The organism is uncultured Polaribacter sp. (genome assembly GCF_947503875.1).
GTDB lineage: Bacteria > Bacteroidota > Bacteroidia > Flavobacteriales > Flavobacteriaceae > Polaribacter.
In genome coordinates this window covers 175,044-196,735 of sequence record NZ_CANNFH010000004.1, presented here as the reverse complement: position 1 = coordinate 196,735, position 21,692 = coordinate 175,044, and the positions used below count along the sequence as shown (strand labels likewise).

The window sequence follows — 21,692 nt, the reverse complement described above, 5'->3', positions numbered from 1 at the left end:
AATTGTTTAAGATTAATGGTTAAAAAAATGATATAATGCAATAAATATAAAGCCGAAAGGAATTATTACTGAATAAGCAATACCTACTTTCTCTAATTTTTTACGTAATGAAGCTGCTCCTACAGACTGAAAAGCCGAGGTAAAACCGTGTGCTAAGTGTAATCCTAAGAAAATAAAAGCAACTGCATAGGCAACAACTCTTATTGGGTTCATAAACTTGTGCACTAATTCTTCGTGATATCTAAAACCATCTACACCAGGCATGGTACCAGACCAATCTCCTTTTATAAATTTTGTGTTAATTTCTGGAAACCAAAAATCAATAAAGTGCAAAGCGATAAATGCTAGAATTGTAATTCCGCTAATTACCATGTTTCTACTAAACCAACTAGAGTTTGCAGCACCATTGTTTTTAGCATATTTAGAACCATTTGCTTTTCTGTTTTTAATGTCTAGGATAAAACCCATTACAAAGTGAAAAACTACTGCAAAGATTAAAACAGGTTGCAATGCAAATTGAACCACCGGATTTGTGCCCATAAAGTGAGATACTTCATTAAATAAATCTGGGTCTACAACCGATAAAATATTAATTGATAAGTGCTGAAGTAAGAAGAACATTAAAAAAAATGCTGAAAGTGCCATTGACACCTTTCTTCCAATTGAAGATTTGAAAAATCCGCTCATTGTATAATTAATTATTAATTTAGTATACAAAAATAAGGGTAAAGACTTATGAAAACAAAGATTTCACAACGTTTTCACGTGTATTTAGATTAATTTTAAATAACATGGTTAAACGTTTAACAAAAACCGATGTAATTGTTAAAATTTAAAGATTAGAATTTACTAAACATTTGTTGTTTTTCCATTTTCCTTTTAAAGATTGTTTAGAAATTATATTTCCTGAACAGGTTAAAAAATTACCCTTTTTATCTTTCTTTATAATTCTCATTTTACCAGATTTTATGGCGTTTATTATTTTATAAATGAGTGTTTTTCTAGAGGTTTTAGCATTCTTTTCAATAAGTTGTAAACCTTGCTCATTGTTGTGTAAATCCATTTCAGAAGAAATTTCATCGGGTACAATACCATCTTCTAATTTTGTTTTTTTGAAGGTAATGTAGTTGTCTTTCTCGTGAGCTTCACCTAAAGAACGCGCCGCTTTTTCACCTAAATCTTGTTTTAAGCGCGCCAACCAATAGGCATGTCTAAAAGCATCTACTTGTCCGCCACTTTTGTCTTTATCTAGTGCATTTGTTTTGGCAATAGAATCTGATACTTTATTAGTTTCTAAGGCAATTCTGTAAGATTTTTTTGCTTTAAACGGATGAAATAGCACCCACATTTTTATAGGTGTAGAAAGTTCAAAGAAACTTTTAGGTTTGGTTTGGGCGTTTAAAGATATTGTTATTGAAAACAAGAGTAAAAAGAATACTTTTTTCATTTGATGAAAATATAGATAGATTAATGTTTTATGAAATTTATTTTATAGTAGATTTTCTCTTTTTCCACTCAGTTTTGTCATTTCGATCGCAGAGAGAAATCATTGAACACTATATTCTTTTTCATTTTTTAGTATTACCCTCAAAGGGTTTTAAACCCTTTGAGGGATGAATTATAATTATTACTTTATCTCAAACTCACTTTCAGCAGCACCAATTTTAACGGTGTATTTTCCTTTAGGTAAATAATAAACTCCATTTTGTGCCTGTTTTAAGGCAGAACTTGCTGACGAATTTTTATTCGCTCTTTCAAATGCTTTCTTTCCTTTTTTAGAGAAAGAAAGGTCAAATAACATTTGGTTAAAACCTTTGTTTGCATTTGTAGTAATTGAGTTTACTTCTGTATTTTCAGCATAAATTTTTGCAGTTACTTTTTTAGCAGCATTTGTGTAAAAGGGAATTGTAATTTCTGGAGTATACGTATCTTTCCACTGACTAAAAGAACGGCCCCAATTGTTGTTTTTTCTGATGGATTTAATCGCAAAAACATGGTTTTCTTTTGCTAAAACTTCAGGTGTCATTTCTTGTAAAGGTGCAATGTTGGCTTTGTATAAACTTCTACCATGTGTACCTACAACTAATTCTTTTGCCGTGGGCTGAATTACTAAATCGTGCACAGCTACATTTGGGAAATTGTTAGCAAACGCTTCCCAAGAATTGCCTTTATTAAAAGAAACGTACAAACCATTATCTGTACCAACATATAAAACGTTTTCATTTGTTGGGTCTTCTTTAATTACATTTACTGCTGCTGTAGGAATTGAATTCCCAATATTTTTCCAAGTCGCACCAAAATCATCAGACATAAAAATAAAAGGTGTAAAATCGTCAAATCTGTAACCGTTTAAAGTTGCATAAACACGTTCTTTTTTGTGTGCTGAAGCAATTACTCTAGAAACCCATAAATTTTGCGGTAAATTGTTAGAAATTCTTGTAAAACTGCCACCACCGTTTTTGGTTAGGTTGATGTAACCATCATCTGAACCTGTGTAAATTAAACCAAATTGAAACGGACTTTCAGAAATGGTGGTTAACGTTCCATACGCAACATTTCCTTTTTTGCCACCTGTTGTTAGATCACCAGAAATGGTTTCCCAAGAATTTCCCTGATTTAAAGATCTGTGTAATTTGTTACCACCCAAATATAAAATATCTTGATTGTGCTTGCTTAATAAAATTGGAGTTTGCCAATTAAAACGATATGGAGTTTCGCCTAAAGTATGTTTTGGTTGAATGTATGCTCTATCTCCATTTGCCCTGTTAATTCTAAAGTAATTACCAAATTGGTAACCAGTATACACAATATTTGGGTTTCTATCATCTACTTGAACTTGCATACCATCTCCACCCATAATAGATTGATATGGATTTTGCCCTGTTTGATGCCAACGTTTGTTTACAGTAGCATTGTTGTTGGCAACCCAAACCCCATTGTCTTGCAAACCACCATACACTTTGTAGTTTTTTTGATTGTCTGCATAAACAGAATAAAATTGCCCAACAGGCGGATTGTTTAGTTTGATGTAACTCTCACCATCATCATAAGAAATATTTAAGCCACCATCATTACCATTAATAAGATGACCAGATTTTTGTGGATTTACCCACAATGCTTGATGATCTGAATGCACATTTTCTCTGCTAATTAGTGTAAAGTTTTTGCCTGAATCTTTAGATTTTATAATTTGAACTCCAAGCACGTAAATGCCATTTTCATCTTTTGGATCTACTCTAATTTCACCAAAATAATAACCATAAGAATTGTAAATGCCATCTAAATAATTTTTGTGTGTTTTTTGCCAATTTTTACCGCCATTTGTAGTTTTAAAGACTTCTGAACCAATTACTTGTGTATCAAACAACATAGCGTTTGCGTCTTCTAAATAACTGGCTAAATCTATTGGTTTTACAGAGCCTACGCGCACCATTTGTTTTACGTTTTGTGCCCTGTATTTTTCTTGAAATCCGTTGTTTTTTAAGTAGGTGTTTAGTTTTTTATTGTCTAAATTTAAAAACGCGTTTGCAGACATGGTTTTAAAATCTTCTTTTGTTAATCCGTTTGAAGCTTTTTTATTGTTGTCTTTTGGTCTTCTGTATTGACTATCATGCAACGCATAAACTGTATTTTCATTAAAAACAGCTAAGCCAATTCTACCAACTCCATTTCCTGTTGGGAAACCAGAATTTTCTGAAATTTTAGTCCATGAAGAACCTGCATCTGTACTTTTGTAAATGGCAGAATTGTTTCCGTTTCCTGTAAAATTCCATGCTTTACGTTCTCTTTGCCAAGAAGCAGCATACATTACGTTAAAATTTTCTGGTGCAAAGGCAACATCTATAATTCCTGTATCATTATTTATAAAAAGCGATTTTGTCCAAGTTTGTCCGCCATCTGTAGTTTTAAAAATACCACGTTCTGCGTTTGGCGAATACAAATGCCCAATAACACCAACTACAACTTCGTTTACATTATTTGGGTTGATTACAATTCTACTAACATGATGTGAATCTGTTAGACCCATATTTTGCCACGTTTTACCATTATCTGTAGATTTTAGCAGCCCAATACCTGCATAAGAAGAGCGTGAAGAATTTTTTTCTCCTGTACCAACCCAAATTGTTCCAGATTTAAAATCTATAGCAATATCGCCTATGTTTTGTGTTGGCGAATTGTCTAACAAAGGTGTAAAAGTTGTACCATTATTTGTGGTATGCCATAAACCACCAGAAGCATAGCCTACGTAAAATTCTGTGGGATTGTTTGGGTTTACAGCAATATCTGCAACACGACCACTCATAACTGTTGGGCCAATATTGGTAAACTCAATATTTTTAACCAAAGAAGATTGCATCATTTTTGATTTTTGAGTTAATGCTTGTTGCACAACCTTTGAGCTTGTTGGTGTTTGTGCGAAAGTTATAGCAGATAAAAAGAAGAAAAACTTAAAAATAGATTTCATTAGAATGTAGTTTAGTTTTAAAGTGATGAAATTACTACTTGTAAAATCAATATCAAAAAAATTAACATGTTTTGGGGATTTAGACATTGATATGCTCATGTTTAATGACTAAATTTTATGGATAAGCAATTTGCGTTAGGGATTGAAACGGCATCCTTTTTATTTCTTTTTCTGAAATAAAAAGATATAGTTGAAAGCCCGTTAAAACCTGCCTACCGCAGGCAGGCGCCCAAATAAAATATAAAAAAAGGGTTATGATTTCTTCTATTTTAAACAACGTATCTTTGCCACTGAAAACGCTACATAAAGCGCTTTTTATAATTAGTATTTATGACATTTAAAGATTTAGGTTTATCTGATGCAATTTTGAAAGCTGTGGAAGAGAAAGGATATACCAAACCATCGCCCATACAAGAAAAGGCGATTCCACATATTTTAAACGGTAAAGATCTTTTAGCATCTGCCCAAACAGGAACCGGAAAAACAGCGGGTTTTACCTTGCCTGTTTTAAATTATTTAGTAGCTACAAAACACCCAAAATACAGGCCTTTGCGCGCCTTGGTTTTAACGCCAACAAGAGAATTGGCAGCGCAGGTTTATGATAATGTTCGGGAATATAGCAAGTATGTAAACATAAAATCTGCGGTAATTTTTGGTGGTGTAAATGCAAAACCACAAATAGCAACTTTAAAAAGAGGTGTAGATATTTTGGTGGCAACACCTGGTAGATTGCTGGATTTACACGACCAAAAAGCGGTTTCTTTTAAACGTGTAGATGTGCTTATTTTAGATGAAGCAGATCGTATGTTAGATATGGGTTTTGTTAGAGATATTAACAAAATTATGAGTTTTATGCCTGTTAAACGTCAGAATTTGATGTTTTCTGCAACATTTTCTAAAGACATAAAGCAATTGGCAGCTGGTATTTTAAGAAATCCTGTAGAGGTAGAAACGGCGCCGCAAAATTCTACTGCAAAAAAGGTTACGCACAATGTGTACCAAGTTGATAAAGGCAAAAAAACGGAGTTTACCATAAAATTGATAAAAGACAACAACTGGAAACAGGTGTTAATTTTTACGAGAACAAAACATGGTGCTAATAAATTAACTAAAAAGTTGATTCAGGCTGGCATTTCTTCGGCTGCAATTCACGGTAATAAAAGTCAGGGAGCAAGAACCAAAGCCTTGCAAAATTTTAAAGACAATACTATTAAAATTTTGGTAGCTACAGATATTGCTGCAAGAGGTTTAGATATTCCGCTTTTACCAAACGTAATTAATTTTGAATTGCCAAATGTACCTGAAGATTATGTACACAGAATTGGTAGAACAGGTAGAGCAGGAGCTGCAGGAGAAGCCATTTCTTTGGTTTGTAGTGAAGAAACAGAATACCAAAATGAGATTGAAAAATTATTAAAACAGAAAATAAAATCTACCGTAGTTGAAGGTTTTGAACCTACAGATACTGCACCACCAAAACGTGCTGCTACAAGTAAAAAATCTTTTGGTAAGAAAAAAGGTGGTGGAAATTCTGGTAATAAAAGCGCTGGAACAAGTGCTTCACAAAAAAGAAAACCGCATTTTAAAGGTAATAAACCAAAACCAGCTACTGGAAGAGGTAGAAGTGGAGCGCCTAAAAAGAGAAGATAAATTAGTAGCAGTTGTTATTTTGATTTTTTTTGGAGAAGTTTTATAAGAATGAGTATTGTTATTTCTTATAGCAACTTATGTTTAGTTTTTTGTGAGATTTCTCTCTGTAGTTCGAAATGACAGGATTCACACGAAAACTAGGCAAACCCACAAAACCCGCAACAGTTGTCACTTCAAAAGGCAGAGAGAAGTCTCACAAGCGCGAGCAACTTTATTTAATATAGTAACTTATCTTTAAGTTCTCTTGAGCTTTCTCTCTAGTGTTTAAAATTTTAGGATTTACATAAAGGGAATTCTACGATAACCTATAAAAAAAACAGCCAATAAACCCTACACTAAATTTCTTACCTTTGTTTTTCAACATAAATAATCACGTATGAAATACGACAAAATAGACGCTAAATTATTTGTAAAAAATCGCAAGAATTTTATGGCTGCAATGCAACCCAAAAGTATGGCAGTTTTTAATTCTAATGACGTTTATCCAATAGGAGCAGATAGTACAATGCCTTTTCAGCAAAACAGAGATATTTTTTATTTATCTGGTGTAGATCAAGAAGAAAGTGTGTTGGTATTGTTTCCAGATTGTCCAGATAAAGAGTTACGTGAAGTACTTTTTGTTACAGAAACTAATGCACATATTGCAGTTTGGGAAGGCGAAAAATTAACCAAAGCAGCTGCTACAAAAACAAGTGGCGTACAAACAATTTTTTGGTTACAAGATTTAGAAAAAGTATTGTTTGAAATGGCATCTTACGCAGATACATTTTACATTAATACAAACGAACATTATAGAGCAAATGTACAAACAGAAACACGCGAAGACAGGTTTACAAAATGGTTATTAGCCAAATATCCTGCACATACTGTAGCAAAAAGTAATCCTATTTTACAACGTTTACGTTCTGTAAAAGACCAAATTGAGTTAGATTTAATGCAACACGCTTGTAATATTACAGAAAAAGGTTTTCGTAGACTTTTAGATTTTGTAAAACCTGGCGTTTGGGAATATGAAATTGAGGCAGAATTAATTCACGAATTTGTTAGAAATCGATCTAAAGGCTTTGCATACACACCAATTATTGCTTCTGGTAATAATGCCAATGTTTTGCATTATATAGAGAACAATCAACAATGTAAAAGTGGCGATTTAATTTTACTAGATGTAGCAGCAGAATATGCAAATTATTCTAGTGATTTAACAAGAACAATACCTGTTTCTGGGCGTTTTTCTGAAAGACAAAAAGCGGTGTATAATGCTGTAAATCGTGTTAAAAAGGAAGCTACAAATATGCTAATTCCAGGTACAATTTGGAAAGAATATCATATTGAAGTTGGTAAAATTATGACTTCAGAATTATTAGGTTTGGGGCTTTTAGACAAAGCAGCTATACAAAATGAAGACAAAAATTGGCCAGCCTATAAAAAGTATTTTATGCATGGCACTAGTCATAATATTGGTTTAGATACGCACGACTATGGTTTGTTGCACGAGCCAATGCAGGCAAATATGGTATTTACTGTAGAACCTGGTATTTATATTCCAGGAGAAGGTTTTGGTATACGTTTAGAAGATGATGTTGTAATTCAAAAACAAGGAGCACCTTTTAATTTAATGGGCAATATACCTATAGAAGCAGATGAAATTGAAGCGTTAATGAACAAGTAAAATCTTAAAATAAGAAATTTAAAAGGCTATTTAAAAAGTAATTCCAAGCTTTTATTTTAAGTAGTTGTTTCAAACTGTTGTTTGAAGTTGTCATTTCAACTTTATGGAGAAATCTTACTTAATCTTAATGAAATATGTTTTTTAGCTTCATTTCAGTTGAAATGATAAAAAAAAATTTGCAGACAGCCTTTTTTTTATGCCAAAGAAGAAATAAATTTTATGGTTTGGTTGTTAAAAGTTTCAGGCTGATCTACATTAACCACATGCCCACAATTGTCGATTACAAATAAAGTAGAAGTAAGGTGCTCTGAAACTATTTTTTTAATAGAAGGCAAAAACAAATGATCTTCTGCACCCATTACATACAACGTAGGTATTTTAATATCTTTTGCTCTAAAAAAACGCAAAAGCGGATTTATTTCTGAGGTTAATTTAAACCAACGGATAAATTCTTTTTGATATAATTTTTTGGCTTCGTTTACAAAAAGTAATCGCGATTTTTTATGATTTTTCTTTGGCATTATAATAAATGCAAAGAGTTTATACAACATCATATAAGGCACAACAGATTTAAAAATGTTTCCTACTTTCATTAAAATTTGCGAGCGGAAATTCATTTTAATAATAGCACCACCCATAATCATACTTTTTACCAATTGTGGTCTTTTTTCGGCTAAATTTCGTATTAAAATTGTACCCAAAGAAATACCCACAAAATGCGATTTTTCTATTTTAAGATAATCAATAACTTCTAAAATATCTGCAGTAATAGAATCGAAAGTATATTTTGTTTTAAAGGTATCTTTTAAAGAAGGTTGGCTGTTTCCATGGCCTCTTAAATCTAAAATTAATACATTAAAGTGCTTTTTAAAATCTCTAATTTGTTTGAACCAAATAGAACTACTACCACCTGCACCGTGTACAAAAGTTACCCAATCTTTAGAAGTCTTATGTGGATATGTGTAGTAATTTAACAAAATTATATTCTTTTACAAACGCTAAATTAACGCATATTTAGAGTTTTACAGAATTTTTGTGCTAGTTATTTCCTTTTGTTAGTTAAAATTTAACGTAAAAATCTAATAAATACTATCTTTGCAAAAATTTTTTTCTTGAAAAAAACCTTTTGTATCATATTATTTTTAGCGTTGGCTGTTAGACCTGTTTATCATTTAGGGTATATTGGTTATTTTGCGTTAAATATAGATTACATTATAGAAACTTACTGTGTTAACAAAGAAAAGCCACAGTTGCAATGTAATGGAAAATGTCATTTAGCGAAAAAAATTGCACCAAAAGTAGATGTAACTAAAGATGATGTACAAGGTTTTACAGTAGCCTCAGATGCTTTTTTTCCTGTTTTTCATCAGCAAATAGCAAGCTTTGTTTTGCAGCAAATTACCTTCCAAAAAAGGAAACTTATTTTTAAGAAAAACTCTTTATATGCTAAAAATTTTAGCAGTGGTTTAGAGCAACCGCCAGATTTTCATTTGTAAATACCCGTTTTTGTATAAATTAATTTATACCACCTTTTGCGTTGCGTTTTTATCTTTTTTAGGATAAAAGCATAATGTATAACAACACATTTATTTACAACAAATTAAAACTTCAATATAAAATTGAAGTGAAAAATATTAAAAAATGAAAATTTTAAAATACTTAACAGCTACTGTTGTAGCACTTACCATTACAGCTTGTTCTTCTAATGAAACTGAAATTTTAGAAGGCGAAGGTTCTTTAACCTTAGAATTTGATAATGCATACAAAACGTCTGATTTATTATTAAAAACAACACCTTATAAAGCAAACGAAACGGAACAAATTAAAATTTCTAAAGTAAAATATATTGTAAGCAATGTTCGCTTAGAAACTTCAGATGGTACTGTTTTTACATACCCTAAAAACGAATCTTATTTTATTGTAAATGAAGAGGTTACTGCTTCTCAATTTATTACTTTAAATAACATTCCAGAGGAAGATTATACCAAATTAACATTTGGAATTGGAGTAGACCAAGAAAAATATTTAGAAGGTGCTACAGGACAAGGTGATTTTTTAAGTTTGGCAAAAGATGCTGGTATGATGTGGAGCTGGCAAGCAGGTTATAAATTTATGGTTTTTGAAGGTGTGTATACTTCTACAAATACAGTAGAAGAAACTGCTTTTGCATTTCATATGGGAAGTCATGGTAGTGCTTTAGACAACTACAAAGAAGTAACTTTAGACTTAACAAATTCTGCAAGAGTTAGAGTAGATGCAACTCCAGAAATTCATGTTGTTGCAGATGTTGCTAACATTTTACAGGGAAATACAAAATTTATGTTAGATGATGCTGCACAAATTCATGTAGATGGTGTAAAATCTCCACAGATTGCAACTAACGTAAACGGAATGTTTACTATAGATCACGTGCATAACTAAAAACTTATTTGAGAGGGTCTAAAAAGTAGATCTGTTTGTTATTTTCAGCGGAATGTAATGGATTAGAAAAATATATTCAATAGTTTATATTTCTCCATAAAGTTGAAATTACAGATAGAAATTACTTTTTAGACCAGCTCTATTTTATTTTAAAAATATGAGAAAATTATTTTTAATTAGTGTAGGTTTTTTGTTATTGTTTTCTTGTTCTGCGGAAGAAGAGGAATATGTAAAAATTCCTACAAATATCGATTTACAGATACCGAGTAACTTTCCTGATATCGATTACGATTTGAGTAAAAATCCTTTAACAGAAGAAGGAATTGCTTTGGGTAAAATGCTTTTTTATGAAGGTAGATTAGCTTCTGATGGAATAATTTCTTGCGGATTTTGTCATGAACAGGCCTCTGCTTTTACGCATCATGGGCACACTACAAGTCATGGTGTAGACGGTAAAACAGGTTTTAGAAATGCACAACCCATACAAAATTTAGCTTTTTTTAGCGAATTTACTTGGGATGGAGCTGCAATTCATTTGGATTTGCAACCTATAATTCCAATTACAAGCGATTTTGAAATGAATGAAACCATACCTTCTGTAATTTCTAAATTAAGTAGTTATAAAGAGTATGATATTTTGTTTAGTAATGCTTTTGGTGATGCAGAAGTTACCTCAGAAAGATTGTTAAAAGCATTATCTCAATTTATGGTTACTATGATTTCTGGCGATTCTAAATATGATAAAGTAATTAGAAAAGAAGAGAACGCTGCATTTACAACTAAAGAAGAAAAAGGCTTTCAAATCTTTAGTAATAAATGTGCTTCTTGTCATTCTGGAGCCTTATTTACTGATAAGAATTACAGAAATAATGGCATACCTGTAAACTCTAGATTTCCTGAAGAAGAAGGTAGAAAACGTGTTTCTGGTTTTGCAGAAGATTTTTACAAGTTTAGAGTACCTAGTTTAAGAAATGTTGAAATGTCCTTTCCTTATATGCATGATGGCAGATTTGGAACTTTAGAAGACGTTTTAAATTTCTACACAGACGGAATGGTAGAAAATGGTAGTGAGGTAGACCCAATTTTACGAAAAGCAGATGGCAGTTTGGGTATAGATTTAACCCAAGAAGATAAAGAAAATGTAATTGCATTTTTAAAAACATTAACAGATAACACTTTTTTAAATGATGAGCGTTTTGCAGAATTTTAAAAAACAAACTTTTCTTTTTTTGCTGATTTTTTGTGCGGTTTCAACACAAAATTATGCGCTTGAAAATGAAAATTTATGCAGCGCCCATGAAGTAGGTTCTTTTGAATATTACTTTTGTGATTTATGTGGCTGTGCAACAAGTAGTGGTAGTTTTGGTGCAGGAACATTAAATAATGCTAGTTTTGTAGGAGTAAGATATATTTATCAGAAATTTGTTTCTAGAGATGGCATTTTTTCGAATTCGCCCACAAGTACAGAGAATTTTAACACCTACCAACTTTGGAGTAGAATACCAATAACAGACAAGTTTTATGTAAGTGCTATTTTGCCTTATCAAGATTTAAAAAGAGCATTTACAGATAGAAATGAGAATATTAATGGTTTTGGAGACGCTACAGTTGTGGGTTGGTATAAAATTAGATTTTATAAAAAACCAGATGCCAAAAAAGTAAAATTATATACTAATGTACCCAAAGAACCTTCTGGCCATTCTATAGAAATTGGTTTGGGTGCAAAATTACCAACAGGCAAATTTGAACAAGTTTTAGCAGATAGAGTAAACCCAGGTTTTCAATTAGGTACAGGTAGTTTAGATGGTATTTTTGGTATAGCTCACAATTATGGAAGCGATAAATTTGGTGTAAATACAGCCTTAACATATTATTTTAAAGGAGAAAACAAAAACGAATACAGGTTTGGGAATCAGTTTAGTTATGCCTCTAATTTATTTTATGCAATAGCTAAAGAAAAGTTTATGCTATTGCCTTTTGTAGGTTTTTCTGGTAATATTTACAATAAAATAGAACAGTTTGGTGAAACTATTGCAGCTACAGATGGTAGTGTTTTTAACGGAACATTGGGTGCAGAAATAACTACACAAAAATTTATTTTTGGTGCCAATTATACGGCGCCAATTTCGCACAATTTGTTTGGTGGTAATGTAACGCCACAACAATCTATTGCTGTGTATGTAAATTTTAATTTAAATACAAAATAAAAAAGGCGAGCACATTTGTGCTCGCCTTTTTTATTAAAATTGGTAGTAAAAACTACTCTACAATTAATTTGTATTGTGGTGTTTTGTTAAAAGGACAAAAGTATTGGTATGTTCCTTTTTTTAAAGTTACTGGTTTAGAAGATTCTGTTTTACCATGCTTTACCATTTGTGTAACGTAAGCGTTTTTTATATGGTTTTCTGCATTTTTACCATCTTTACCACTTTCAATTAAAACCAAACCTACTTCTTTTGCAGCATTATTATTGCTCACTTTAAAAATATAAGTTCCTTCTGAAATTTTAATTTCTTTTTGGGTAAACTCGCCTTTAGTTTGTTCTAAAGAAACTGTTTTTACAGTGTTGCTTTGTGCATTTGTGTTAAATGCGAATGCTAATACTACTACTAAAATTGCTATTACTTTTTTCATCTTACTATTGTTTATTTATTATTGTGTTAATTAATTTTTAATACTTATGCTACTGTTTCTAATACTTTTGCTATTGGGAAATCTACAGGTACTTCTGTTGTTTTATGAAAGTAATTGGTAATGGTAATTTCTCCTATAACTAAAATAGCGTCTGCTAAATTTCCTTTTGTAAAGCCTGCATTGTAAAAAGCAGTTATACTTTCTGGGCTTGCTGCTCCTCTGTTAATTGCTACACTTCTTGCAAATTTTGCTAAAGCGTCTAATTTTTCATTAAAAGTGGCATTTCCTGCTCTTAATTCTAATATTTGATCGTCAGAAAAACCGTTTAATTTTCCTATTGCAGTGTGTGCAGATAAACAGTAAACGCATTCGTTTACTTGACTTACAGCTAGGTTTATTACTTCTTTTTCTTTAGCTGAAAAGCTTGTTTTTGCATTACCAATTGCTAAAAAGTTTTCTAAAGCAGTATCACTGTGCGCTAAAGAAGCGTATAAGTTTGGTACAAAACCTAGTCCTTTTTCTAATTGTGCAAAAATGGCTTGGTTGTTTTCAGATACTTCGTTTTTTGTAGGTACGTTAAATGTGCTCATAATTTTTATTGTGCTGAATTTAGTTCAGTCTGTTTTTGTTATTATTTACTTTTTTTAATTTGGTTTGCTAAATTTATTTTAGCGTATTTTTTTATTTTGTGGTGCAAACTTGGTTATTGCTATTTTGCTCATCGTAAGTTTGGTAACCCCAACAATTTGGGCAATGTGTTTCTGTTATTGTTTTCATGTTTTCTATTTTTTATTGTTGTTACTATTTAATGCTAAATCAAGTTTGGTTGTTTGCCACTGCAAAGATGCAACCGATTTTAACCTTAAAAATTGGACAAAAGTTCCTACTGTTTGGACAGCGTAAAAAAGGTTACTTTAAACGGTCTATTTTTTGTCTTAAATTTCTTTCTGTAATTAAGCCTGTATGTTTGTCTACTGCTTTACCATCTTTAAAGAAAATTAATGTTGGTATGTTTCTAATGCCAAATTCTGCAGCCAATTCTTGGTAATTGTCTACGTTTACTTTTTTAATAACTACATCTTCTTTTAACTCGTCTGCTAATTTGTTTATAGTTGGTAATAATGTTTGGCAAGGGCCACACCAATCTGCATAAAAATCTAATAATACGTTTGGGTTATTTTGAATGATGTTTTTTACGTTTGTTTCTGTTATTGTTTTCATGTTTTCTATTTTTTATTGTTGTTATTATTTAATGCTAAATCAAGTTTGGTTGTTTGCCACTGCAAAGATGCAACCGATTTTAACCTTAAAAATTGGACAAAAGTTCCTACTGTTTGGACAAGGAAAAAAGTTGGCAAAAATGCTTGCGTGAAGGATTGAAATGGCATCCTTTTTTATTGGTCTGTTTGTAGTGATAGCGAAAAATTGACCAATAAAAAAGATATAATGGAAAGCCTGACCACACTTTTTTGTGTGGGCACGCCCAAAATGAAATATATCTAAAAATTTGAATTTTAAGCTATAAGCTGGTTGCTTTTATAAAACTGTAATTCTTGTTAGAATATAGTATTTATGGTAGTTGTAAGATTTTTTAACTGCGCTTGAAGTGACTTGCGCACTGAAAATTTTTTAGTTTTAATAGTCTTTTTTAAACTGTAGTGGCGATTTTTCTATAGCTTTTGTAAAAAAACGTGTAAAGTATGCAGGGTCATTAAAACCTAACTCGAAAGCAATTTCTTTTACGTTTTTTTCTGTGTAGATTAACAGGCGTTTTGATTCTAATAAAATTCTGTTTTTTATAAATTGAGACGGTGTTGTAGCGCCTAATTTTTGAAAGTGTTTGGTGATTGATTTTGGTGAAACGCCCAACCTGTTTGCGTAATCTGTAACAGCATGTAGGGTTCTAAAATTTTGCTCTACCAATAAGCTAAAGTCTTTAAATAAACGGGTTTCTGTATCTTCTTTTATAACGTGGTTTTCTTTTTGTACGCGTACTGCACAAATCATAAATTGTTTTAGGTAAGCTTGCAACATGTCATATTGCGCGGTTTCGTTTTGTTGAAATTCCTCTATTAAACTTTCTAAAATAAATTGTAGTTTTTGTGTGTCTTTTTTGCAAGGTTTTACAAACGGCGTTTCATAGATGTTGTTGAACAAAATGCCGTTACAAGCCACTTCTTTATCGTGCGTTTGTATGCAGTAAAAATCTCTTACAAAGCTGAATTTGTAGGCTGTTTTTATTTGTTCTGAATCTACTGTAAATACTTGGCCTGGTGTTAAGAAAAACAGTACATTGTCTGTAAATTCATATTTTTCGAAATCGATATTATAGGTTCCTTTTCCTTCTTGAATCCAATAAATAGAATAGGCATTTTTTTGCACAGAATGATCTATTGTACATGCTTTTTCAAATTCTACGGTACTTAAAGTAAAAAGGTCTTTATAGGTGTGTTTTATGATTTCTTGAACTGCCATTTATTTGGTTTTCATGGTTAGTAAAATTACAGTAATTTTTGCTAAAAAGAGTATTATGGGTTAACTTTATGGAATATCGCTACTTAAAAGTATTTCTTCTTTATCTAAAAACTCTGTAAAATTTTGTGCTGCTGGATGGCCTAAAAAGGGTGCATGAAAAAAGGTAGTCATATCATTTCGCCAAATCATTACATAAGAAATGCTGCTGGCTCTAATGGCTTTGTACAAGCTTTCTGTAAACCAATTGTGCTGCACTACGTTTGTTAAGCCAGTTTCTGTTAATGCAAAAAGTTTATTTTTTTCGATACTTATATTTTCTACAATTTCTAAATTTCTAATTGCAGTTGTTAAGAATCTTCTGTTTCTAAAATCGTAAACATCTATACCTAAAATATCTACAAATTGGTCTCCAGGATAATTTTTTAAGTATTCTGCACGACTTCCAACAAAATTAGGCGCGTAAACATATAACAAATTGTGCACGTTAAAATCTTCTGATAAAATTTGAATGGTATCTTGCCAAAGCTGAATATATTCTTGAGTAGTTCTAAAGCCTTCTCCCCAAAAAAAGAAATCGCCATTCATTTCATGCCAAGGTCTAAATAAAACAGGAATAGAGTTTCCATTAGCATCTACCAAATTATTTAGTAACCTTGCAGCTCTTGCAAGACGTCTAATATATAGTTCTCTAAATTCGCCTCCTTCTAAAAACCCTTTTACCACATTATTAAAACTGCCATCATTTGGCGTACCAAAACCTCTTGGGTTTACATGATGCCAGCTTATGGTAATTATACTGCCGTTTTCATGCGCTTTTTTTATAGCTGCTGTAAATTGATTTATAAATTCGTCTAAAAGAAAAGCAACATTAGAGTCTGTATCTGGTTGCAAACCTATGAGTTCTAAATCAAAACCGGCTATTGCTGGGTAATCTCCAACTACTTCAAAAAAGTCGTTTTCTAATTGATTGGTTACTGGAAAATTATTTCCTGTACCAAAAGGTTGCTGTTGGCCAAAGGCGATGCCTTTTTGAGTGCTATTAATTAAACGTTTATATAAATCTTTAGCTTGTTGATTTAAATTTGGATCTGCAAAATTAGTGGGAACATTAAAAACTGGTGGTATTCTTTCTGCATTTGGATTGAAAAAATCGTCTTCGTTGTTACAACTGATAAAAATTGAAACAAATACTACTAGTTTTAAGATATCGACTTTCATAAATACTCTGTCGTATAAAGCGTTTTTTTTTTACAAGAATCTTAGAAATCTCAGTATAATTATTTACAATTTTTAAATACGCTTAGCTGTTTTTTTGCCAAAAAAAGGAAGGTTGGCAATTAAAAAAGTAACTAAAGCAGGTAAAATCCAACCTAAACTAAATTTTCCTAAAGGAATTAAGTTTTGTAAATCTTGCGCAATTATTTTAAAACCAGGAATAAAACCTAAAAAATCTGGAATGCTAAAAATAAAAGTAGCCAAAACTACACTTCTAAAAACTAATGTAGACGTAAATTTTTCTGGCAAAACGTTTAGTAAAATTAATACAATAGTAATTGGATATAAAAACATTAATGCAGGTACTGCTAACGTTATAATAAAATCTACTTGATAGCTGCCCACAATAACACCTACAATAGAGGCAAAAGCAGCAGTGCTAACAAATGCAGTTTTAGAGTTATGGCAAATGCCTTTTATATAATCTGCTGTACCTGTTACAATACCCACAGCAGTTGTAAAACAAGCCAAAGCTACTAAAATACTTAAAAAAGTAGTACCAAAACTGCCTAAGGTTTGTGTGCTTAAACTAGATAAAATTGCGGTTCTAGATATACTTTCTGCAAACGTTGATGAAAATAAAGCACCGCTTAAAATTAAGCCACCATAAATTAAAAATAAACCTGTACCTGCAATAAAACCGGCTTTTCTAATGAGTTTTCTTTTTTCGAAAAAAGTGGTGTGATTGCTATAATTTAAAGAAATAATAATTACTGCACCCACTACAACACCTGCAATAGCATCAAAGGTTTGGTAGCCTTCTAAAATACCATCTACAAACGGATTTTTAAAAGTAGACGCTTGCAATGTGCCTGGTGCTACAAAAAAGGAAATGCTTATAATTACTAATAGAATAATTACAATTATGGGTGTTAAAAACTGCCCAATTAAACTTATAATTTTTGTTCTATTAATGGCAAAAAGAAATACCAAAACAAAATAGACAATACTTGTTATTAATGGTGACGAATTAAAAAAAGGCTGTATTGCCATTTCATGTGTTACTGCTGCAGTTCTTGGAGATGGTATGGCAAAGGCAATCACGTAAATTAGAAAACAAAAAACAGTGCTAAAAATGGGCGATACTTTTTTACCAAAATCGTACAAAGTACCTTGTAATTTGGCATGTGCAAAAATGGCTAAAATTGGTATGGCTATTCCTGTAATTATAAAACCCAAAACCACAATAAACCAATCTGCACCAGATTTTGCACCTAAACTTGGTGGTAAAATTAAATTACCAGCACCAAAAAACAGCGAGAATAAGGCAAAACCAGCAATCCAAATTTCTTTTGTTTTGTTCATGATTAGATGAATTATTATTCTTGAAATATACATATTTTTGTTTGATGCAAAAATCGATCACTTTTAAAAATGCAAACATTTCTTTTTCTGATGTAGGTAAAGGAACTGCAGTTGTTTTAATTCATGGTTTTTTAGAGAATTCCACAATGTGGGATAAAATAGTACCAGCGTTAGTTAAAAGAAATAGAGTTATTACTGTTGATGTTTTAGGGCATGGAAAGACAGATTGTTTGGGTTATGTACATACTATGGCTTTGTTTGCAGAAGCTATAATTTTTGTTTTAAAGCATTTAAAATTACGTAAATATTTTTTGGTAGGACATTCTTTAGGAGGCTATATTTCTTTGGCACTTGCCCAAAAAAATACTAAGCAAATAAAAGGGTTGTGTTTATTAAATTCAACATCTAATGCAGATGATGAAGAACGTAAAAAAATACGTTTTCGTGCCAATAAAATGATACAAGATAATTTCAGTAATTTGGTGAGAATGTCTTTTGTGAATTTATTTGGTGAAAAAAGTAGAGAGCACTACAAAAATGAAATAAATTTAGCTTTAAACGAAGCTTTACAAACGCCTATTCAAGGTTATATTGCTGCCAACGAAGGTATGCGAATTCGTGTAAATAGAAATGATGTTTTAGCAAATAATAATTTTAAAAAGTTATTTATTATTGGTAAAAATGACCCTGTTTTAAATTCTGAAAGTTTAATTGAAGAAGCTAAAGAAACAAATTCTGAATTTGTGGTTTTAAATGGTGGGCATATGAGTCATATAGAAAATAGAGAAGAGTTAATTTTTACATTAAAAGGTTTTTTAAAGTCTTATAAACGGCAGTAATAACATGTTTTAAAATATTGTTTTTGCCTTTTTTACAATTTTCAACTATTTTAGTGGAACAACTACTGTAAAGATTGAAGTTGTTTTTAACAATTTAAACCGATAAAGTAATGGATAAAAAAAGAAGAAATATTTTAAAGGGCTTAGCAGCAGCACCATTAATTTTGAGTACAAATGGTCTTTTTTCAAATACTTTATCAGAAAGCAAAAAGATAAAAACAGCGGCTAAAGTAAAGTTTAGTGTAAATGCATATACCTTTAATGATCAATTGAGAAGTGGTAAAATGAATTTTTATGACATGATGGATTTTGCTGCAGATTTAGGTTTAGATGCAGTAGATTTAACAGGTTATTATTTTGATACTTACCCAAATATACCAGAAGATAAAACTCTTTTTCAGCTTAAAAAAAGAGCTTTAGAATTGGGTTTAAATATAACTTGGACAGGTGTTAGAAATAGTTTTATAACAGGTAATAAAGTAAAAAGAACGGCAGATATTGCTTTAATAAAGGAGTGGTTAACAGTGTCATCTAAACTAGGAGCTTCTATTATGCGCGTTTTTCCAGGTTTTGGTAAGCACAAAGGTTTTTCTAAAGACCAGGTAAAAGAATGGATGGTTGCAGATTTTAAAGAATGTGCCAAATACGCAGAAAAAACAGGTGTTTTAATAGGTATGCAACATCATAATGAGTTTTTGTACAAAGCAGACGAGGTTTTAGATATTTTAAAACGAGTAGATTCTGAGTGGTTTGGTTTAATTTTAGATGTGGGTAGTGTTCGCAGAGGAAACCCTTATGAAGAAATTAAAAAATTAGCACCGTTTGCAAATTATTGGTTTCTAAAAGAATTGGTTTATACAAATGGTGTTCCAGAGCAAGTAGATATGAAAAAAATAGCGCCCATTTTAAAAGAAAATAACTACAAAGGTTATGTTTCTTTTGAAAGCCTAACAGAAGGTGATCCCAAAGAAATTGTTACACGTATGTTTAACGATTTTAATGATGCTTATGGAGCCATTTGATAGTTTTACCTTATTTGGTTTAGTATAAAGTTGATAAATGTTTACTAAATTAAAATTGGGTAAGGGAATTAAAAGATAATACATCTATAATGTTTGATTACCTTTTTTGTATTTAATTTAGTTTAAGAAATTCGGATAACGTTAAAATTTCTGTTTTATTAATTTTTTCTAAAATTAATAAATCTTTATCGCCAGTAATTAAGTAATCTGCTTTTGAATCAATTGCTAAGTCTAACAGAAAGTTATCTTTTTTGTCTCTACAAATATTCATTTTAGATTTGACTTTCACTAATTCTGCAAACTGATCAAAATACTTAAGAATTTTCTCAACATCTTTCTTTGAAAAGTATTTTTTAAATTTTGGTCGGTTTACAACATCTATAAACTCTTCAAGTAGTTCGTTTGAAAAGATTAATATTAATCCCTTGTTTTCAATTAAGTCGTCAATATCACTAAATTTTTTAGAAATTAAAAAACTAATCCAAAGATTTGTATCAAGGATTATTTTCCTATTTTTCATAACGTGATTTTCTCACTTCTTCAACTTCTTTTGTTATCTCATCTAATGAAATTTCTGTATTAGACTTTGATCTTATTTTTTTTAAAAGATTAGAAAATTCAGCTTTGTGATTTTCTTTATTAATTTTAATTAAATTTAAGTCAGCTAAATCTTTAATGAGCTTTATTGCCTTGGGATTTATGATATCAATTCTTATAGTTTCCATTTTCGCTTTATTAATTCTTAAAGTTACTAATTTACATTCAATTTACGAAATTTCGATTGTTAGTGGAAAAACTATAGATATATTTAACTTATTATTCCTTCAACGCATTCCAACCTTGGGCTTTCAATTCCATTTCTTGGCCAGCTCTTGTAATTAACTGCAAACCTTGGTTTTCGGCAGTAATGTGTCCAACAATAGAAAAATTTGGGTTGTTTTTAATGGCATCAAAATCTGCAATTGGCACTGTAAATAACAATTCGTAATCTTCGCCACCACTTAAAGCAACCATTGTAGAATCTAGTTCAAATTCTTCGCAAGTAGAAATTACTTGAGGGTCTAAAGGCAATTTATCTTCATAAATTTTACAACCCACTTTACTTTGTGTACAAATATGAAATAATTCTGAAGACAATCCGTCAGAAATATCAATCATAGACGTTGGTTTTACCTTTAATTCTTTTAACAAACCAGCAACATCTTTACGCGCTTCTGGTTTTAATTGGCGTTCAATTAAATAGGTATAATTGTCTAAATCTGGCTGATTGTTTGGGTCTACTTTAAAAACTTGCTTTTCACGTTCTAAAACTTGCAAACCTAAATAAGCAGCACCTAAGTCTCCAGAAACCACAATTAAATCGGTTTCTTTTGCTGTATTTCTGTAAACAATATCTTCTTTTGCAGCTTTACCAATGGCAGTTACAGAAATTAAAATTCCTTTGGTAGAAGAGGTAGTATCTCCACCAATTAAATCAATTTTATAGGTATCACAAGCCAACTGAATTCCAGCATACAATTCTTCAATAGCTTCTAAAGGAAAACGGTTAGAAACCGCAATAGAAACCGTAATTTGTTCAGCTTCGCCATTCATGGCATACACATCAGAAAGATTTACCATAACAGCTTTGTAACCCAAATGCTTTAAAGGCATATAACTTAAATCGAAATGCACACCTTCTACTAACAAATCTGTAGTTACTAAAGTTTGATTTTTGGAAGCATCTAAAACAGCTGCATCATCGCCAACCCCTTTTATAGAGGAAGCATTATTCAACTTAAAATATTGTGTAATATGTTTAATTAAACCAAACTCACCAAGTTCAGCCAACGACGTTTTTTGTGGATTTTTATCTGCTAACATATTGCAAAGATAATTACAATTAAAAAGAATAAAGAGTTAGTTTAGCAGAGATGTGTAAATATTTTATATTCATA

General features: G+C 31.2%; 21 protein-coding genes. 8 read left to right on the top strand and 13 right to left on the bottom strand.

The features are described 5' to 3' along the window. Positions 1-12 precede the first annotated feature (12 nt). The 3 genes from Q0684_RS07920 to Q0684_RS07910 form a co-directional block, all read right to left on the bottom strand. Positions 13-687, bottom strand: a complete 675-nt coding sequence (locus Q0684_RS07920; protein WP_299014854.1) for a succinate dehydrogenase cytochrome b subunit — start codon at positions 685-687, stop codon at positions 13-15. A 145-nt stretch (positions 688-832) separates the two neighbouring features. Beyond that, on the bottom strand, positions 833-1,447 hold the full coding sequence (locus tag Q0684_RS07915; protein ID WP_299014851.1) for a hypothetical protein: 615 nt from the start codon (positions 1,445-1,447) through the stop codon (positions 833-835). A 180-nt stretch (positions 1,448-1,627) separates the two neighbouring features. Next, the gene (locus Q0684_RS07910) at positions 1,628-4,465 is read right to left on the bottom strand and encodes a glycosyl hydrolase (RefSeq protein ID WP_299014848.1); all 2,838 of its coding nucleotides are present in this window, start codon (positions 4,463-4,465) and stop codon (positions 1,628-1,630) included. A 330-nt stretch (positions 4,466-4,795) separates the two neighbouring features. Between Q0684_RS07910 and Q0684_RS07905 the strand changes: the two genes are divergently transcribed. Next, a complete protein-coding gene (locus Q0684_RS07905; protein WP_299014845.1) occupies positions 4,796-6,115 on the top strand; it encodes a DEAD/DEAH box helicase in 1,320 nt (439 codons plus the stop codon). A 376-nt stretch (positions 6,116-6,491) separates the two neighbouring features. Beyond that, complete coding sequence (locus tag Q0684_RS07900; RefSeq protein WP_299014842.1) at positions 6,492-7,784, top strand: aminopeptidase P family protein; 1,293 nt, start codon at positions 6,492-6,494, stop codon at positions 7,782-7,784. 194 nt (positions 7,785-7,978) lie between these two features. Here Q0684_RS07900 and Q0684_RS07895 read toward each other — a convergent pair whose 3' ends face one another. Continuing rightward, positions 7,979-8,761: an alpha/beta hydrolase gene (locus tag Q0684_RS07895; RefSeq protein WP_299014838.1), complete on the bottom strand. Its 783-nt coding sequence runs from the start codon at positions 8,759-8,761 to the stop codon at positions 7,979-7,981. Positions 8,762-8,896: 135 nt separating this feature from the next. Here Q0684_RS07895 and Q0684_RS07890 point away from each other — a divergent pair, with 135 nt between their 5' ends. From Q0684_RS07890 to Q0684_RS07875, 4 genes are all read left to right on the top strand, one after another. After that, positions 8,897-9,280 (top strand): hypothetical protein, encoded by a 384-nt coding sequence (locus Q0684_RS07890; RefSeq protein WP_299014835.1) that lies wholly within the window; start codon positions 8,897-8,899, stop codon positions 9,278-9,280. A gap of 145 nt (positions 9,281-9,425) precedes the next feature. Beyond that, positions 9,426-10,205, top strand: a complete 780-nt coding sequence (locus tag Q0684_RS07885; protein ID WP_299014831.1) for an MbnP family protein — start codon at positions 9,426-9,428, stop codon at positions 10,203-10,205. 157 nt (positions 10,206-10,362) lie between these two features. Continuing rightward, the gene (locus Q0684_RS07880; RefSeq protein ID WP_299014828.1) at positions 10,363-11,415 is read left to right on the top strand and encodes a cytochrome c peroxidase; all 1,053 of its coding nucleotides are present in this window, start codon (positions 10,363-10,365) and stop codon (positions 11,413-11,415) included. Between the two features lie 19 nt (positions 11,416-11,434). Then, a complete protein-coding gene (locus Q0684_RS07875; protein ID WP_299014824.1) occupies positions 11,435-12,412 on the top strand; it encodes a hypothetical protein in 978 nt (325 codons plus the stop codon). A gap of 52 nt (positions 12,413-12,464) precedes the next feature. Here the strand turns inward: Q0684_RS07875 and Q0684_RS07870 are convergent, their stop codons facing one another. The 6 genes from Q0684_RS07870 to brnQ all read right to left on the bottom strand — a co-directional run bounded on the left by Q0684_RS07870 (position 12,465) and on the right by brnQ (position 17,894). After that, positions 12,465-12,839 carry a cupredoxin domain-containing protein gene (locus Q0684_RS07870; protein ID WP_299014821.1) on the bottom strand — a complete coding sequence of 125 codons (375 nt, stop codon included), beginning with the start codon at positions 12,837-12,839 and terminating at the stop codon, positions 12,465-12,467. A 44-nt stretch (positions 12,840-12,883) separates the two neighbouring features. Next, positions 12,884-13,429 carry a carboxymuconolactone decarboxylase family protein gene (locus tag Q0684_RS07865; protein WP_299014818.1) on the bottom strand — a complete coding sequence of 182 codons (546 nt, stop codon included), beginning with the start codon at positions 13,427-13,429 and terminating at the stop codon, positions 12,884-12,886. Positions 13,430-13,748: 319 nt separating this feature from the next. Further along, positions 13,749-14,060: a thioredoxin gene (trxA, locus tag Q0684_RS07860; RefSeq protein ID WP_299014812.1), complete on the bottom strand. Its 312-nt coding sequence runs from the start codon at positions 14,058-14,060 to the stop codon at positions 13,749-13,751. A gap of 414 nt (positions 14,061-14,474) precedes the next feature. Continuing rightward, positions 14,475-15,314, bottom strand: coding sequence for a helix-turn-helix domain-containing protein (locus tag Q0684_RS07855; protein ID WP_299014809.1), 840 nt, complete (start codon positions 15,312-15,314; stop codon positions 14,475-14,477). Between the two features lie 66 nt (positions 15,315-15,380). Then, on the bottom strand, positions 15,381-16,532 hold the full coding sequence (locus Q0684_RS07850; RefSeq protein ID WP_299014806.1) for a glycosyl hydrolase: 1,152 nt from the start codon (positions 16,530-16,532) through the stop codon (positions 15,381-15,383). Positions 16,533-16,604: 72 nt separating this feature from the next. Then, complete coding sequence (gene brnQ, locus Q0684_RS07845; RefSeq protein ID WP_299014803.1) at positions 16,605-17,894, bottom strand: branched-chain amino acid transport system II carrier protein; 1,290 nt, start codon at positions 17,892-17,894, stop codon at positions 16,605-16,607. A gap of 44 nt (positions 17,895-17,938) precedes the next feature. Between brnQ and Q0684_RS07840 the strand changes: the two genes are divergently transcribed. Both Q0684_RS07840 and Q0684_RS07835 read left to right on the top strand, forming a co-directional pair. Continuing rightward, positions 17,939-18,733 (top strand): alpha/beta hydrolase, encoded by a 795-nt coding sequence (locus Q0684_RS07840; RefSeq protein WP_299014800.1) that lies wholly within the window; start codon positions 17,939-17,941, stop codon positions 18,731-18,733. A 110-nt stretch (positions 18,734-18,843) separates the two neighbouring features. Continuing rightward, the gene (locus Q0684_RS07835; RefSeq protein ID WP_299014797.1) at positions 18,844-19,755 is read left to right on the top strand and encodes a sugar phosphate isomerase/epimerase family protein; all 912 of its coding nucleotides are present in this window, start codon (positions 18,844-18,846) and stop codon (positions 19,753-19,755) included. 112 nt (positions 19,756-19,867) lie between these two features. On the opposite strand, the gene Q0684_RS07830 is transcribed toward Q0684_RS07835, so the two are convergent. From Q0684_RS07830 to thiL, 3 genes are all read right to left on the bottom strand, one after another. Beyond that, positions 19,868-20,275, bottom strand: coding sequence for a putative toxin-antitoxin system toxin component, PIN family (locus Q0684_RS07830; protein ID WP_299014792.1), 408 nt, complete (start codon positions 20,273-20,275; stop codon positions 19,868-19,870). Beyond that, positions 20,265-20,480, bottom strand: a complete 216-nt coding sequence (locus tag Q0684_RS07825; RefSeq protein ID WP_299014789.1) for a hypothetical protein — start codon at positions 20,478-20,480, stop codon at positions 20,265-20,267. Before Q0684_RS07825 ends, Q0684_RS07830 begins: the two co-directional genes overlap by 11 nt. Positions 20,481-20,571: 91 nt before the next feature. Further along, positions 20,572-21,618, bottom strand: coding sequence for a thiamine-phosphate kinase (gene thiL, locus Q0684_RS07820; RefSeq protein ID WP_299014786.1), 1,047 nt, complete (start codon positions 21,616-21,618; stop codon positions 20,572-20,574). Positions 21,619-21,692 lie beyond the last annotated feature (74 nt).